The sequence below is a fragment of the Streptosporangium album genome (assembly GCF_014203795.1).
Taxonomy (GTDB): Bacteria; Actinomycetota; Actinomycetes; order Streptosporangiales; family Streptosporangiaceae; genus Streptosporangium; species Streptosporangium album.
Window position 1 is genome coordinate 3,504,086 of sequence record NZ_JACHJU010000001.1, and the last position, 14,271, is coordinate 3,518,356.

Genomic DNA, 14,271 nt, shown 5'->3' on the forward strand with positions numbered 1-14,271 from the left:
GATCCGCCCGGCGGTGGTACGGCGATGAGGGCGGTCCCGACCGCGCCGTCCGGGTGCGGCGGCCGGCTCACGACTCTGACCCCGGACGAGGTGGCCGGACCATGAACTGGGTGTTGATCGCACTTCTCGGAGTGCCGTTGGCAGGTGCGGCCGTGTTGCTCGCACCTTTCTGGCGGGACGACGCGGCCAGGGGGCGCCTGCTCCGGATACACGCCCTGACCGTCTCCGGGATCACGTTCGCACTGGCGGTGGCGCTGGCAGCCGGGTTCGACTACGGCGACGCGACCCGGATGCAGTTCTCGACCAACCTGGCCTGGGTCCCCGGGCTGGACCTCAGGTTCCACCTCGGAATGGACGGGATCTCGCTGCCGTTGGTCGTGCTGACCGCGCTGCTGAGCTTCCTGTGCTCCGTCTACCTGTGCTGGGGCAGCGCCGACGGTCCGGGACAGCTCCTGCGGCCCAAGCCGGGCGGCAACCGGCCCCGTGCCCTGGTGTTCACACTGCTCGTCCTCGAAGTAGGCATGATCGGCACGTTTCTCGCGCTCGACCTGCTGCTGTTCTTCGTGTTCTTCGAGGCCGTCCTCATCCCGATGTACTTCGTGATCGCCATCTGGGGCGGGCGCGGCAGGCGGGCGGCGGCGGGCAAGTTCATCCTCTACACGCTGCTCGGCTCCGTCGTGCTCCTGCTCGGCCTCCTTCTCATCTGGGCGCAGACCGGCACCCTGGACATGGCCGCCCTCGCCCGCGCCCGGGGGGCGGGGATGTCCCCGACGATCCAGATCCTCGCCTTCGTCGCCGTGGGCATCGGCCTGGCGGTCAAGACCCCCATGTGGCCGCTGCACACCTGGCTGCCCGCTGCCCACACCGAGGCGCCCACCGTCGGTTCGGTGCTCCTCGCGGGTGTTCTGCTCAAGATGGGCACCTATGGCTTCGCCCGTATCGCCATCCCGATCCTGCCCGGCGGCGCCTCGGCCGTGGCCCCCTGGCTCGGCGCCTTCGCGGTGATCGGCATCATCTACGGCTCTCTCGCCTGCCTGGCCCAACGCGACCTCAAGCGCATGATCGCCTACTCCTCAATCGGTCACATGGGCTTCGTCCTGCTGGGCTTCGCCACGCTCACCCCGGTCGGTGTCAACGGCGCCCTGTTCGGCAACGTCGCCCACGGCCTGATCACCGCCCTGCTGTTCTTCGTCGCCGGGGCGATCAAAGATCGCTACGGCACCACCGACATGCCCTCCCTCGGCGGTGGCATGCTGACGCGCCTGCCCCACCTCGGCTCCGTGCTCACCTTCGCCTGCGTCGCCTCCCTCGGGCTGCCCGGCCTGGCGGGTTTCTGGGGCGAGATGCTGGCCCTCCTCGGCGCCTTCGATCCCGCCACGGGGCTGTCTCGCCCGCTCTACCTGGTCTTCATGGCCGCGGGAGGCCTCGGCACCGTCCTGACCGCCGCCTACTTCCTCCTCATGCTCTCTCGCGTCACCCATGGCCGGCCCACCGAGACCATCCACGCCCCGGTGCTCGCGGCGGTGGGCGGGGGAGGCGGCAGCCGGCCGCGGCCCGCGGCGCGCACAGGGGGCGCGGGCATGCGAGACGCCATCGGCTACGAGCTGGTCACCTGGGTGCCCCTGATCGCGCTGATCCTGCTGTTCGGCCTCTGGCCGAAGACGCTTCTCCTCGTCACCGACCCGGTGGTCCAGAGCCTCCTGGGGGCGCCGTGATCCAGTCGATCGACTACTACGCGGTCGCGCCGCTGCTGGTTCTCGCGTTCACCGCCGGTCTCGTGCTGCTCCTCGACGCCTTCCTGCCCCGCGCGCCGTACGCACGGCCGCTGCTCGGTGCGGTCACCCTGGCCGGGGTGCTGGGAGCTTCGGGCATGGTGGCCGCCCAGGCCATGCGGGGCGGCGATCCGATGCGGACCTTCTGCGTGCCCGCCGGGCTGCCCGGCCCCGCCAGGGCCGGCATCGGCCCGCTGAACCTCGGAACCCTTGCGTCAGGGCCGGGTGGGCCGGCTGGAGACTCCTCGGCGCTGTGCTCGTTCGTGGTCGACGACTTCACGTTGATCTTCGCGGGTCTCGCGCTGGCGGCCGGGGTCGTCGTGGTGCTGCTGTCGATGGCGGAGCTCTCCTCCGGAGACATCCCCGTCGGAGAGTGGTACTTCCTGCTGCTCTGCACGCTGATCGGCGCGGTCGCCCTGCCCGCCTCCCGCGATCTGATCATGCTCGTGGTCGCACTGGAGCTGGTCTCGCTGCCGGTCTTCGCGCTCACGGCGCTGCGGCGCTATGACGGCCGGAGCTCGGAGGCGGCGGTCAAGCTCTTCCTGGTCTCCGTGGTCTCCACCGCGGTGATGCTCTTCGGGATCTCCCTGCTGTACGGCATGACCGGGACCGTTTACCTCAGCCGGCTGTCCCAGGTCCTGCGGGAGCCCAGGACGGTTGGTCCGGCCGGAGCCGCCGGGGCAGACACCTCCCTGCTCCAGATGGCCTACGACCTGCCGCCGGTGCTCACCGTGGCCGTGGTCCTGGTGCTCGCCGGGTTCGCCTTCAAGGTCGCGGCGGTCCCCTTCCACGCCTGGGCGGGCGACGTCTACCAGGGGGCTCCGGTTCCGGTCGCCGCCCTGCTCTCGGTGATCTCGAAGGCCGCCGGGTTCGCCGGGCTGATCCTCATCCTGGTCGCCGCCCTGGGCGGCCAGATCGCTGTCTGGGCCCCGCTGGTCGCGATCATCGCCGCGCTGACCATGACCGTCGGCAACCTGCTGGCTCTGCGCCAGCACCATGCCGTGCGCTTGCTCGCCTGGTCCTCGGTCGCCCAGTCGGGCTACATCCTGGCGCCTCTCGGAGTCCGCGACGACGAGGCGGTGAGCGCCTCGATCGCCTACCTGGTGTTCTACGCGGCGATGAACCTCGGGGCGTTCGCGGTGGTCATGCTGGTGTCGCGGCGCGGTGTCCGGGCCGAGCTGGACGACTACCGGGGTCTGGTGTTCCGAGATCCGGTGGCCGGGCTGGCACTGGCCTTCTTCCTGATCTGCCTGGCCGGCCTGCCGCCTGGGCTGGCCGGGCTGTTCGCCAAGATCACGGTGTTCCGCGAGATCGTCGACGGAGGTGGGGCCTGGCTGGCCGTGGTGATGGCCGTCAACACGGTCATCGGCCTCTACTACTACCTTGCCTGGGCCGTACGGATCTTCACCCCGGTTCCGCTGGCCGAGGGTGCCGGCCTTCCTCCCGCCGAGGGCGGCAGCCGTACCGGATGGGTGCCGGTAGGTGTGGCGATCGTGCTGACGGCAGTCGTCGCAGTGATCTTCTCAATCGCCCCCCAGGTGGTGCTCGGCCTCCTGCCCGGGGCGTTCGTCGCTTCCGGCTGAACACCCCCGGGAACGTTCAGCCTGGCCGGATACGTTGTCACTGGTGAATCGGCATCAACCGAAAGGGGGGTGCAGTGCACCACAACGGTCTGCGTACCGCAGTCCTTCTCGGCGCACTGTCCGCGGTGATCATCGCGGTGGGGGCATGGCTGGGAGGCGGGGCCGGGGTGCAGATCGCGGTTCTGATCGCGCTGGTGACCAATGGTGTCGCCTACTTCTTCTCCGACCGGATCGCCCTGTCCGCAATGCGTGCCCGGCCGGTAGGCGAGGTCGAGCAGCCCGCCCTCTACCGGATCGTGCGCGAGCTCTCCACCGAGGCACGCCAGCCCATGCCCAGGCTGTACATCTCGCCGACCATGCAGCCCAACGCCTTCGCGACCGGTCGTAACCCCCGCAACGCCGTGGTCTGCGTGACCTACGGCCTCACCCAGCTCCTCGACGAGCGTGAACTGCGCGGGGTCATCGGGCACGAGCTGTCCCATGTCTACAACCGGGACATCCTGGTCTCCTCGGTGGCGGGCGCACTTGCCACGATGATCACTTATCTCGGTTACGTCGGCCTGTTCTTCGGCGGCGGGGACGACGATGAGGGCCCAGGTTTCATCGGTGTCCTGCTCATGATGGTGCTCGGCCCGGTCGCCGCCGGGATGATCCAGATGGCCATCTCCCGATCCCGTGAGTACCAGGCGGACGAATCCGGGGCACGGCTGACCGGTGACCCGCTGGCGCTCGCCTCCGCGCTGAGGAAGATCGAGATGGGCACCCGGCAGCTGCCGCTCCCCGAGAACGGCCGCATCGCCTCCGCCTCTCATCTCATGATCGCCAGCCCCTTCCGCGGCGCTGGAATCGGCCGGATGTTCTCCACTCATCCGCCCACCTCCGAACGTGTCGCCCGGCTGGAGCGGATGGCCGGCTACCGCCGCTGATCGCCGTTCAGGGGCTGAGCCCGGCGACGATCGGGTTATAGACGGAACCGGGCACGGTGAAGGTGTCCACCGGCTGGGCAGCGCCCGACCCCAGGTCCAGCCGATACCAGCTGTAGACGGCGTCGACCCCGTTACCGACCTTGCCGGGGACGACCATCTGCAGGTCGAGGTGGCCGGGGCCGTCCCAGCGGAGCCGCACGGGGATCTTCGCGGCGGGAAGCGGGATCGGTTGCCGGCCACCCGATCTTCCGGCTGCCACGTCCCACAGGATGATGGCCGAGTCGTCGGAGGTGAAGTGGGCGACGGTCGTGCCGTCCGGGCTGAGTGCGCCCCCCACGGGGGCGTGACCCCTCTCGGTCAGGGTGGCCGTCGAGTAGATCTCCGCCCTGAACTCGTCGTCGACGGCGAGCATCAGCTTGGCGCCGGGGCTGAAGCTCCATGGCTGCAGCCCCGATGGCACCACCGTGCTCCTCCCGCTCCGCGCGTCGAGGACCCTGTCATCCTGCTCGCTGCCGAGAACCAGGTAACGCCCGGCAGGGGCGAGGTCGATCCGCGTGGCACGTAGCCGGCGCGACCACTGCACCCCGGGCACCTCGCGCACCCTTCCGGTGGACATTCCACGGATGACGAGCGCTCCGTCCTCGCGACGGAAGTAGGCGACGTACTCCCCGTCGGGAGACAGCGCCAGCGGCGCCCGCTGTTTACCCGCTTTTCCCGTGAACACCCGGGCGTCCGTGAGCCTGATCACCTGGCCGTCCCAGGTCCAGAGCGTCCAGGGGGCGCAGAAGCAGCCGTTCAGCCCCGCATAGCGGACCGAAGGCCCGATGGCCTCCGCCGCCATGTCCGCCTCCACCGGAGCCCCTGCCCCCATGATCACGAAGAGCACGCCGATGAGAAGGGCAGGTCTGCGGAACGCCTTCATCGTGAGACCCCCCTGAACTCGTCGGCAGGGGGATCGGTGCGTACCGGCCACTGTACGTGCCGTATAAGGCTTTCCACCGGTATAACCGCCGGTGTCATCAGGAAGTAGGCCAGGAGGCATTTCCGTGCCTTGATGAGATCATTCCGGGAATGATCATGTTCCTGGAGCCGACAGACGGGCGACGCACGGGCCTCCGGACGTTCACCGGGTGGGCGGCCGCGACGCCATGTGAAGGGGGACGGCCATCACTGGCCGGGCAGCCACAGGGTCCACGGGTCGGTCCTGACCTTGAAGGAGTCCAGTCTTCGAGTGGCTCCGGTGCCGGCGTCCACCGTCCGCTTCACCACCGAGAAGACGGTGCCCCCGTCGCCGCTACCGGTCCAGAGCGTCGGGGCGCCGGCCGTACCCCAGTAGAGAGTCTGCGCGCCCTCGTTCTTGGGAATGTCGAGCGGGACCGCGTCGGAGACGGTGTCCGAAGCCAGGTCGTAGGTGTGCAGGCGGGGCTTGTTCGACTGGCCTGTGATGATCAGCGCGATGGTGGTTCCGTCATCGGCCAGCGCGATCGGCGTGTTGTTCGAGACGATCTGCGGGACAACCTGGCTGAGAGTCTTCTGGCCGTCCGCGTCGAAGACCACGAACTCGGTGGTGTTGTCATCGGTGAGCCGGCCGGTCAGCAGATGCTGCCCGTCGGGGCTGAAACTCATCACGCTCTGGTCCCGAGGAAGACGGACCACCTTGCCGGTTTTCAGGTTGGCAACCAGGCTCGACGGTTTCCCGCCTTCGGCGAAGTACTCGACTACGGCGATCAAGCCGTCAGGGGAGAGCATGGTGTCCACATTGAACTCGCTGACTCCCTTGGGCAGAACGGCTGCCGTACCGGGGAGCGGACGGACCTTCCCGCTGCGCATGGTCAGCGTCCAGTCCCCGCAGGGAACTCTGTAGTCCTTCTTGGCGCAGCCCTTGAGCCATGCATACCGCACCGAGTCGTCGGACGGGGTTCGCGTCTTCGCGTCCGCCGGAGTCGCGATCATGGCAGCGACCGCTGCCGCGACGGCGAGCACGGCACATCTTCGTAAGGACTTCATCGGCGTTCCTCTCGTTATCTGGATAGGTGCCGTCCAGATACGAAAGGTTGCGTCACAGATCGGCCATATTCACGGGGAATGTCTCGGTCCGGACGAGGCCGGGGCTTCCCCAGGAGACCACTGGAACCGCCTTCCTCTACCGTGGGATTCAGGTTCCGTGCCGGTGCCGTTTCCGAGAGCAATCCAGCGTCCGGTCAGTCCGAGCATCGCCCAGGGCGCGGCGGAGGCCTGGGAAGGAGGCAGGGGCACAGGTGAAGGCGCGTGCCTTCAGCCATGTGCCCCTCGTGTGCCTCTGTAGCGGACTGAACCTTGAAGTCGCAGGCCCGGACCCTTGGACGGGTGTCCGCTAACGGTAGTTCGTGAACTGCAGGGCGATCTCCAGGTCCTTGCCCTTGAGCAGGGCGATGACCTCCTGCAGTTCGTCTCTCTTCTTGGAGCTCACCCGTAGTTCCTCACCCTGGATCTGGGCCTTGACCCCCTTGGGTCCCTCATCCCGGATGATCTTTGAGATCTTCCTGGCATGCTCCTGGTCGATGCCCTCCTTGAGGGTGACCATCAGACGGTATTCCTTGCCGGACAGCTTGGGCTCATCCGCGTCCAGCACCTTGAGCGAGAGCCCTCGCTTGATCAGCTTGTCCTTGAACACGTCAAGGACGGCATTGGCGCGCTCCTCGCTGTTGGCCTTGATCTCAACAGCCTTCTGGCCTCCCGACCAGGCGATGCTCGCGCCGGTGCCCTTGAAGTCGAATCGGTGCCCGACCTCCTTGACCGTCTGGTTCAGCGCGTTGTCGGCCTCCTGATGGTCGATCTTGCTGACGATGTCAAAACTGCTGTCGGCCATGCGTCGACTATCCTTTCTAGCTCTCATGCCGACCCTAGCGCTTCGCCTATCGGCTCACGATGAACGTGACCGTCAACGCTCAGACGACGGTGTTCAAGTAAGCGTGAAACGTCGGTGGACCGTGCTCGTCCGCCCACCTACCGGGATCCGCATCCACCGCTCCGGGCTTGCCCCCACCACGGAGGCGGAACCGGCCATCGCGCGGAGGCCCCCAACGACCAGCGGGGCCTTGGTCTCGCCGCCTCGGTGCGAGATAGCGCTATAAGGCGCGAAAGTCCTGGTCCGGCGGACCGCCGGCGGGGGCTCCCCGCCGATGTCACGTCGCGCGCTGAAGTCCGCTATTCTTCTTCATGTCACCGCTTCGCGCGGATGATGCGGCAGGTTGCCCGAGTGGTCAAAGGGAGCGGTCTGTAAAACCGTCGGCTCAGCCTACGCAGGTTCAAGTCCTGCACCTGCCACCAGAGATTTTCCCAGCTCAGAGCCCCGCGAGGGGCTCTTTTGCTTTTCCGGGACATGCAGCCGGACGCGGCCAGGAGCAGCCGCATGTCACCACTCCACCAATATGCGTGCAATGATCTTGGCCCTGTTTCCCCAGGTCGCGCCAGGCTTTCCGGCCGGTGCGGAGACGGCAATCGGCCTCCCCACGGCCTGCTGAGACGTGACAGGATGTGCCACATGCTGACTCAAAGGAACCGTGCCGCGTAGGCCGCCCGGCAATCTGCGCTCGGGGTGGTCTCGATCACCCGATCCCACCCCGCCCAGGCAGATACCTGGAATCTCTCGTAAAACTCATGGCGCGATACGACGGCTGGAAGCTGAGCGTCTGTGGCTGAACGCCCTGGCCGACGCCTTGGACCAGTACGCGGGGTTTCTCCGACACTCTGGCCGGTACCTCTACCTCCGTCCAGTCGGGTTGCCATGTTGCGACCCGGTGGAAGCCCGTGACCTTCTGGAAGAAGCTCTCCATGCCCTGCCTTCGTTCGCTCGATCTGAACTCTGGCGAATCGTGGAGCGGCTGGACACGGAGTTCCGCGACCGGACCCTGCCTGATCCGGGGACAGACGGCGGACGCTCGTCGATGTCAGGCGCATGGTGGCGACATCGCCTGGCCGAATGGTGATCATATGATGGCTCCACGGCGTGCAGAACAAGTGAAAGGGTCCCGGATGGCTTCCGGAACCCTCTTCGTGCGGTGAACACCTCAGACGACCAGCGCGTCACCGATCCGCTTGTTCGCCAGATCCTTCTGACCGTCGAGGCACTTGGCGTAGACCCGCAGCAGGACGTCCACGCTGTGCCCGGCCCGCTCCGCCACGTCAGGAGCCGAGACACCGGCGTTGAGCCAGAGTGACACCGCCGCGTGCCGCAGGTCGTACGGCCTGCGCGCCAGGGGAGAGGCCACCTGCGCGGGAGTGAAGGCCAGCTTCCGAGCCTCCTGCCAGACCTCGGTGTAGGCCGTTGAGCCGATCACGCCACCGCGCTCGCTGCGGAAGACGCGGCCGTCCTCACCGGTCCCGTACTCGTCGATGTGCTGCCGGAGGATCTTCACGAGTTCGGGAGGGATCGGCACCGGCCGCACGTCGTCGCGGCCCCGATGCTTGAGGCCCCGTTCCTCGTGGGCGTCTCCGCTGTCCGTCCATCGCGTGTTCACCTCGGGCCGGGACACGTCGATCGTCAATCGCCCCCAACCCCCGGCGGGCAGGTGGCAGTCCTGGAGTCGCAGGCCGAGCGCCTCAGCCGGGCGTAGCGCCGCGTAGTACATGCAGGCGAACAGCGCCATGAGCCGCTGGCCCCGTCCGCGCCCGCCCACGTAGGTGACCATGGTCAGGAGTTCCTGAGCCTGCCGCGGATTGACCGCCACGCGGGGGTCCACGGTCTCGGTGGTCTTGGGCGGCTTCCACTTGACCTTGTGCAGCGGGTTGGCGTCCAGCTCTTCCAGTTCCACTGCGTACTCAAGCACGGCATGGAGAACCGCCCGCTTACGGGCGATCGTGTTGGGAGCAGCCGCCTTGCCATCGAGACGCAGAGCGAGCGCATCGAGTGCCAGCCGTACTGTCTTGGCGTCGTTCAGAGCAGCCAGGTCGAGCGACGCGGACTGAAGCCAGCGGACCGCCTGCGCCATCTCCGGGGGAGTCGCCGGCCTCTTGCCCTCCGGGAGGAGGAGGTGCTTGCGGAGAGCCGTCCGCAGGGTTTCGGCATCGGGACGGCCGGGACGATCGATGGTCAGCGAGGGGAGGACCGTGGCGAGTGCGTCGGACATGCCGTCTCGGGTCTTGGCCGCCGCGTGAGGCCACTTCATCTCGATGAAGGCCGTGACGAATTCAAGGATGGTCCGGGCGTCCTTCGCCTTGATCATCGATTGGGGAAAGCCCGTCTCGATGTCGAACGCCTCGCCACGTTTGGCCGCCTGCCGCAGATCAGAGAGGAAGCTCTCGGCGAGAGCCTTGGTGCGGTAGGTCTTCGAGGAGCGCCTCCGGGCGACCGACCAGCGCACGACGTGCGACGGCGTCTTGCTGGACTTGTTCCGGCTGATCTCGAAGAACTTCACGTCGTACGAGGTGTTCACGCCGCCTCCCGGAGGGTTTCGAGCCATGCCTCGAACTCGCTGCGGTAGAGGCGGATCTCGTCGTTGGGCAGCCGCAGGCCACGGGGGAACTTGCCGATCTCACGCCAGCGGTAGAGGGTACGGACGGACACGCCGCCGAGTTCGTCGAGGATCTCGGGGACGGTCATCAACTTGTCGCTGTTCTTCTTCACGCCGCCTCCCTCATTGCCGAAAGATCTTGTCCGATGGCTCTGGCCTCCAGGGCCAGGAGGGTTGCTCGCCAGCGTTGGCGTTCGGCGACCATGCGCAGCAGCCGCAGAGCGAGGGACGGGATGTTGTCGTCGCCGGCCGGGACGGGTTTCCAGACGTAGCGGTGCGGGTCGGTGGGCTGATCGGCCAGGCCGAGGGCTTCCATGACCCAGGTACGGCGGTCGCGCTTGTGCTCAGTCAGGGTCTTGTTCGACCACTTGCGTGAGACCAGGACGCGCCGGCCCGCGTAGCCGAGGTGCTCGGGCTTGTGCGCCTTGCCCCGGCACCGGCCCGGAGCCATGCCCGCTTTCGCGTTCTTGGGCTGTACGCCGTACCGCAGCCAGTTCGGGCAGGCGGGGGAGCACGGTTCGTAGCGCAGCGCCTCCGTCATCCGGGCGGCATGCTGACGTTGGGCCGGGTTGTCGGCGTCGAGGGTGTCACCGAGGCTCTTGGTCAGGTACTTCGACAGGTAGCGGATGCATTGGTCGGCATCGGGGGTTCCGGACAGGACGCCCTGAACGTCGACCTGGGGGCCGAAGCGGACCACGTGCAAGGGTTCGGCATCCTCGTCGGTGTCGAGCCGGTTGAGTTCCTCGTGCCAGGTGGGCAGCAGTTCCCCGGTGGCCGGATCGAGGTAGTCGCCGTCTTGGCCGTCCGGGTACGGTTCCACGCGTTCAGGCCGCTCGGTCCAGACGGGCAGGTGCTCGCCCTCAAACCGCACTTCATCGACCGATGGCCACCACACCTGGTGATAGGTCGCCGCGGCGATGGCCTTGATCTCCGCGCGCGGCATGGTGCCCCGGACGGCCATGTGCAGGTGAGGCGCGAGCCGCTTCTGAGGTTCGACGGATGAGAAGTACTGCACGTCATAGCCCGCAACCCGGCGGAGGTTCTGCACGAACCGGTCGACGAGCTTGGAGAAGTGCAGCGCGTCCCGAGCGGCTCGCGGGTAGTCGTAGGTGCCCGGATCAACAGGCACGCCTTGGCCTGCCCGGATCTTGCCGTAGGAGGGCAGGGTGAGGGTGACGAACAGCGACGGCCGGTAGGTGGCCCCGTCCGAGCTGGTGAAGGTCCGGCCGAGCGTGGTGTTCTGCCGGACCCGCTTGGGCAGATCGGGGGCGTCCTGGCGGCGTCTCGTCGAGCGGTTGCGCTTGGCGGCGGTACGGCCGAGCAGGTTGCCCCGCATCCCCGCAGCGTTGATCTCCTCATCCAGCCCGACGAGCACCGCGTCCAGATCGGTGGTGTCGTCGCCGGCCTGTTCGGCGGCATCGCGCTGGGCCTGCATGTCGGCGCGGAACTCCACCAGCCAGCGCTGTTCCTCGGTCGGCTCATCCGGTGTGATGGAAGGTTCGGCCTCCAGATGCCAGCCTTCCCGGCACTGGGCCATCCGCAGGTAGCGGTTGCGCTTGGCACACGGCGGGCACTTGGCCTCCATCGTGGCCCCGCACGGGACATTGACGTCCTCGGTGGCGCCGGTGTGGGTGTCCAGCCGTCGCAGGACGACGGGACGGATGCACACGCCGTTGTGCTTGGCGATCTCCACCGCGACGTCCAGCGCCACCGGCATGGCCTGTCGTTCGGCGCGGGAGAGGGCGCGGTCGGTCGGGTTGGTCATGCGTCCTCCCATTCGTCGCCGGGGTCGATGAGTGCGCCCTGTCCACAGGCGCGGCACTCGACCAGGCCGCGGATCAGGTCCAGCCACAGCGTGTTGACCGCGTGGCAGGCCGCGCAGCGCAGCCCGTCGAGGATGTGAGCCAGCTCAGTCACGGGTGCTCCCCCTCCACCTCGGTCAGATCGGCCGCCAGGCGAAACAGCGACCCGTAGGGGTCGGTGGTGACGTGGACGTTGAACAGCTCGAAAGCCAGCACGGGCTGAACGCGGCGCGGTCCCAGGAGGGCCAGCACGGGCCGTTCACACAGCCGCGTGATCTCCTCATCGGTGCCGTAGAAGCAGATCCTCATCGGGTCACCTCCACCGCGGTCATGGGCGCGGTGTCCGAGCCGAGGGCGAAGCCGGCGGCCATGGCCCGGATGTCGGCGTCGCAGACGTAGGCGGCGCGGACCCGGATCGGATCGGGCGAGCACTCCAGACGCACGTAGGCGATGCCCGCGCCTTGGTCGGGGATTGGGGAGATGTGATCGGCCAGCGCGCCGCGATCCCGGGCGCCGTCGCCGAGGACCATGTCGACCTGTTCGGACTCGTCCAGCCGGAGTGCGATCTTGTCGGGGAACAGGTTGCGGATGTTCAGCACGTCTTTGCGCGGGTCCTGCAGAGCCGCCAGCACGCCGACCCCGACCGCCCGGCCCTGCGTGGTGAGCGTGGCCAGGGCGGCGGAGATGCGGATCTTGAGACCCTTGTCGGACTGGTAGGCGGTCAGGAACGCCACTTCGTCGACCACGACCAGGACGAACGGGTCATCGACGGTGGGAGTGTGGTTGCGCTGGAGTCCGGCGAACCGGTCGGCCCGTTCCTGCATGACCGCCACGGCCGCTTCCAGCAGGTCGGCGCAGTCGGCCGGGCTCGCGGCGTAGCGGTCGCCGAACAGGTCGCGGCCGAAGGACAGTTCCATCCGTTTGGGATCCAGCGCCCAGATCTCGACCAGGTCCGCGCGGACGGCGGGTAGCAGGCCGCGGATGGTCGACCAGATGACCGAGCCCTTGCCCGCCCCGGTGGCCCCGGCGACCAGGACGTGAGTGCCGTGAACCTTGAGAAGCCACGGCGTGCCGTCCTCACACGTGCCGATCTCCACCGGCCCCACCGACGCCGCATCAGGGATCGGCATGGCAGGCAGAGGTGTGGCGAGGGGATCGTGCCGGGGGAAGATGAGCAGCAGCCGGCCAGCCCGAGTGACGGAGACCCGGCAGGAGCGCGCCCCGAACCCATGCGCGAGGTGTTCGGTGCGGTCGGACCAGTCCTTGGCGGCCTGCCCGGTGAGCATCTTCACCGTGACCAGATCGGCCCACGAGGTGCAGCGGATGGAGACGAGGCGGGGTAAGTAGTCGCGGCCGCGTACGTGCCGCCCCAATCCGGAAATGATCATTACCGGTTGCCAGTGCCGCCGGTACACCCACACCAGTCGCCAGAAGGCCAGCAGCCGCCAGCCGATCCAGCGATTGAAGGAGAGGCGGCCGAGCAGCGCCCAGGAGGTGAGACCGACGAGCACCAGGGCGACGAGGCCGAGACCGTACTGCCAGCCGTACAGCCAGGCCAGGACACACGGGACGGTGACGACGGCCGAGGCGATCGGGTGCCGCCACAGCAACCGCACCAGGCCGGCCAGCAGCCGCCAGACGAAGATGACGATGGTGACGAACGCGGGGGTACGGAGCACAGCCGGGCGGAACACCACGGCGGTGTCCGGGGTGGTGGAGACGAGCTGTTGCGCCTCGTCGCCAGGCAGTTTTTTGAACATTAGGCTTGAGCCCTCTCTTGATTCGCGTTGGGGGAGAACCGAGGGGCCGCCGGAAGTTGCACCTTCCAGCGGCCCCGCTTCCATGTCAGGCCGGGATCTCATCCAGGCCCGGCAGCGTGGGGCCGGCCGCCTGTTCGGCGTGCAGGCGCTCGCAGTCAGTCAGGTAGCGCGCGGCGGCGTTGAAGATGTCCCGGGCGAGGGACACGTCCTGCTCGGTGACCGGACCGCCGCCCGTGGTCGAGACCGATACCTGGGCCTCAGGGGTGGCCAGGTCCAGGAACGGCCGCTTGTTGTCGGTCACCGCGGCCAGCACCCCGACCTCAGAGGTACTGAAGGCGACATCCAGCCGGATCACGCCGCCCCGCAGAACGGCCGTGACGTAGGTGTAGGGCTTGCGTGCACTCATGCCGCCACCTCCTTGGCGGCCGTAGCGGCGGTGTTCTTGACGGGAGCCGGAGCGGCAGCGGTGCGGGGAGCGCGCATGGCCCGTGCTCGGATGGACCAGGCCAGGCGGCCGGTGTTCTGGCCGACGTAGGCGGTGACGGTCATGGCGTCGAACTCGACCGGGATGAACGGCAGGCCCGGTAGCGGTGCCGGGGGGACCGGCTGGACGGGGGACAGGATCTTGACGGCGACGGTCTTCTGTCCGGCCTTGACGGTGGGGTCGGCGTCCATGACGGCGACCTGCCAGACGAGTTCGCCGGTGGTCTTGTCCTTGGCGTAGACGGTGCGGCCGTTGGTGGAGGCGTCGAAGTCCTTGACCTGCTCGACCTCGCCGACGATGTAGCAGCCGTGCGGGAAGACCTGGTCGAAGCTGATCGGGATGGGGCCTTGGATGGCCATGGTGGTTTCCTCTCGTGTTGGACAGCCCGATGTTCGGTTGTCCACTTGTCCGACTAAGCTGAGAGTAGCTTCTTCCACTCGTCCGCACAAGTG

At 67.8% G+C, this 14,271-nt stretch carries 14 protein-coding genes and 1 tRNA gene; 4 read left to right on the forward strand and 11 right to left on the reverse strand.

Going from position 1 to position 14,271, the window contains the following annotated elements; all coding sequences use genetic code 11:
- The first annotated feature begins 101 nt into the window (after window positions 1–101).
- The 3 genes from FHR32_RS16795 (at window position 102) to htpX (ending at window position 4,281) form a co-directional block, all read left to right on the forward strand.
- Window positions 102–1,715, forward strand: coding sequence for a complex I subunit 4 family protein (locus FHR32_RS16795; protein WP_184755170.1), 1,614 nt, complete (start codon window positions 102–104; stop codon window positions 1,713–1,715).
- Entirely contained in the window at window positions 1,712–3,355 is a 1,644-nt protein-coding gene (locus tag FHR32_RS16800; protein WP_184755171.1) for an NADH-quinone oxidoreductase subunit N, read from the forward strand. The genes FHR32_RS16795 and FHR32_RS16800 overlap by 4 nt, the downstream gene beginning before the upstream one ends.
- Before the next feature lie 74 nt (window positions 3,356–3,429).
- Window positions 3,430–4,281 carry a zinc metalloprotease HtpX gene (gene htpX, locus FHR32_RS16805; RefSeq protein WP_184755172.1) on the forward strand — a complete coding sequence of 284 codons (852 nt, stop codon included), beginning with the start codon at window positions 3,430–3,432 and terminating at the stop codon, window positions 4,279–4,281.
- A gap of 7 nt (window positions 4,282–4,288) precedes the next feature.
- Here the strand turns inward: htpX and FHR32_RS16810 are convergent, their stop codons facing one another.
- The 3 genes from FHR32_RS16810 to FHR32_RS16820 all read right to left on the reverse strand — a co-directional run bounded on the left by FHR32_RS16810 (window position 4,289) and on the right by FHR32_RS16820 (window position 7,129).
- Window positions 4,289–5,203 (reverse strand): WD40 repeat domain-containing protein, encoded by a 915-nt coding sequence (locus FHR32_RS16810; RefSeq protein ID WP_184755173.1) that lies wholly within the window; start codon window positions 5,201–5,203, stop codon window positions 4,289–4,291.
- 245 nt (window positions 5,204–5,448) lie between these two features.
- Window positions 5,449–6,288, reverse strand: coding sequence for a hypothetical protein (locus FHR32_RS16815; RefSeq protein WP_184755174.1), 840 nt, complete (start codon window positions 6,286–6,288; stop codon window positions 5,449–5,451).
- A gap of 346 nt (window positions 6,289–6,634) precedes the next feature.
- Complete coding sequence (locus FHR32_RS16820) at window positions 6,635–7,129, reverse strand: YajQ family cyclic di-GMP-binding protein (RefSeq protein ID WP_184755175.1); 495 nt, start codon at window positions 7,127–7,129, stop codon at window positions 6,635–6,637.
- A gap of 376 nt (window positions 7,130–7,505) precedes the next feature.
- On the opposite strand from FHR32_RS16820, the gene FHR32_RS16825 reads away from it, so the two are divergent.
- Window positions 7,506–7,590, forward strand: a tRNA-Tyr gene (locus FHR32_RS16825).
- Window positions 7,591–8,330: 740 nt separating this feature from the next.
- Here the strand turns inward: FHR32_RS16825 and FHR32_RS16830 are convergent.
- The 8 genes from FHR32_RS16830 to FHR32_RS16865 form a co-directional block, all read right to left on the reverse strand.
- A complete protein-coding gene (locus FHR32_RS16830) occupies window positions 8,331–9,695 on the reverse strand; it encodes a tyrosine-type recombinase/integrase (RefSeq protein ID WP_184755176.1) in 1,365 nt (454 codons plus the stop codon).
- Window positions 9,692–9,886, reverse strand: a complete 195-nt coding sequence (locus FHR32_RS16835) for a helix-turn-helix transcriptional regulator (protein ID WP_012887461.1) — start codon at window positions 9,884–9,886, stop codon at window positions 9,692–9,694. The genes FHR32_RS16830 and FHR32_RS16835 overlap by 4 nt, the downstream gene beginning before the upstream one ends.
- The gene (locus tag FHR32_RS16840; protein ID WP_184755177.1) at window positions 9,883–11,538 is read right to left on the reverse strand and encodes a replication initiator; all 1,656 of its coding nucleotides are present in this window, start codon (window positions 11,536–11,538) and stop codon (window positions 9,883–9,885) included. Before FHR32_RS16840 ends, FHR32_RS16835 begins: the two co-directional genes overlap by 4 nt.
- Window positions 11,535–11,690 carry a hypothetical protein gene (locus FHR32_RS16845; protein ID WP_184755178.1) on the reverse strand — a complete coding sequence of 52 codons (156 nt, stop codon included), beginning with the start codon at window positions 11,688–11,690 and terminating at the stop codon, window positions 11,535–11,537. The genes FHR32_RS16840 and FHR32_RS16845 overlap by 4 nt, the downstream gene beginning before the upstream one ends.
- Window positions 11,687–11,884, reverse strand: a complete 198-nt coding sequence (locus tag FHR32_RS16850; protein WP_184755179.1) for a hypothetical protein — start codon at window positions 11,882–11,884, stop codon at window positions 11,687–11,689. The genes FHR32_RS16845 and FHR32_RS16850 overlap by 4 nt, the downstream gene beginning before the upstream one ends.
- Complete coding sequence (locus FHR32_RS16855; RefSeq protein ID WP_184755180.1) at window positions 11,881–13,335, reverse strand: FtsK/SpoIIIE domain-containing protein; 1,455 nt, start codon at window positions 13,333–13,335, stop codon at window positions 11,881–11,883. Before FHR32_RS16855 ends, FHR32_RS16850 begins: the two co-directional genes overlap by 4 nt.
- A gap of 85 nt (window positions 13,336–13,420) precedes the next feature.
- Window positions 13,421–13,741, reverse strand: coding sequence for a hypothetical protein (locus FHR32_RS16860; RefSeq protein WP_012887466.1), 321 nt, complete (start codon window positions 13,739–13,741; stop codon window positions 13,421–13,423).
- Entirely contained in the window at window positions 13,738–14,178 is a 441-nt protein-coding gene (locus FHR32_RS16865) for a plasmid replication, integration and excision activator (protein ID WP_184755181.1), read from the reverse strand. Before FHR32_RS16865 ends, FHR32_RS16860 begins: the two co-directional genes overlap by 4 nt.
- Between the last annotated feature and the right edge of the window lie 93 nt (window positions 14,179–14,271).

Coding starts and splice junctions, on each gene's coding strand:
- FHR32_RS16855 (WP_184755180.1), bottom strand. CDS start 13,335: ATGTTCAAAAAACTGCCTGGCGACGAGGCGCAACAGCTCGTCTCCACC.
- FHR32_RS16815 (WP_184755174.1), bottom strand. CDS start 6,288: ATGAAGTCCTTACGAAGATGTGCCGTGCTCGCCGTCGCGGCAGCGGTC.
- FHR32_RS16820 (WP_184755175.1), bottom strand. CDS start 7,129: ATGGCCGACAGCAGTTTTGACATCGTCAGCAAGATCGACCATCAGGAG.
- FHR32_RS16795 (WP_184755170.1), top strand. CDS start 102: ATGAACTGGGTGTTGATCGCACTTCTCGGAGTGCCGTTGGCAGGTGCG.
- FHR32_RS16850 (WP_184755179.1), bottom strand. CDS start 11,884: ATGAGGATCTGCTTCTACGGCACCGATGAGGAGATCACGCGGCTGTGT.
- FHR32_RS16865 (WP_184755181.1), bottom strand. CDS start 14,178: ATGGCCATCCAAGGCCCCATCCCGATCAGCTTCGACCAGGTCTTCCCG.
- FHR32_RS16810 (WP_184755173.1), bottom strand. CDS start 5,203: ATGAAGGCGTTCCGCAGACCTGCCCTTCTCATCGGCGTGCTCTTCGTG.
- FHR32_RS16840 (WP_184755177.1), bottom strand. CDS start 11,538: ATGACCAACCCGACCGACCGCGCCCTCTCCCGCGCCGAACGACAGGCC.
- FHR32_RS16860 (WP_012887466.1), bottom strand. CDS start 13,741: ATGAGTGCACGCAAGCCCTACACCTACGTCACGGCCGTTCTGCGGGGC.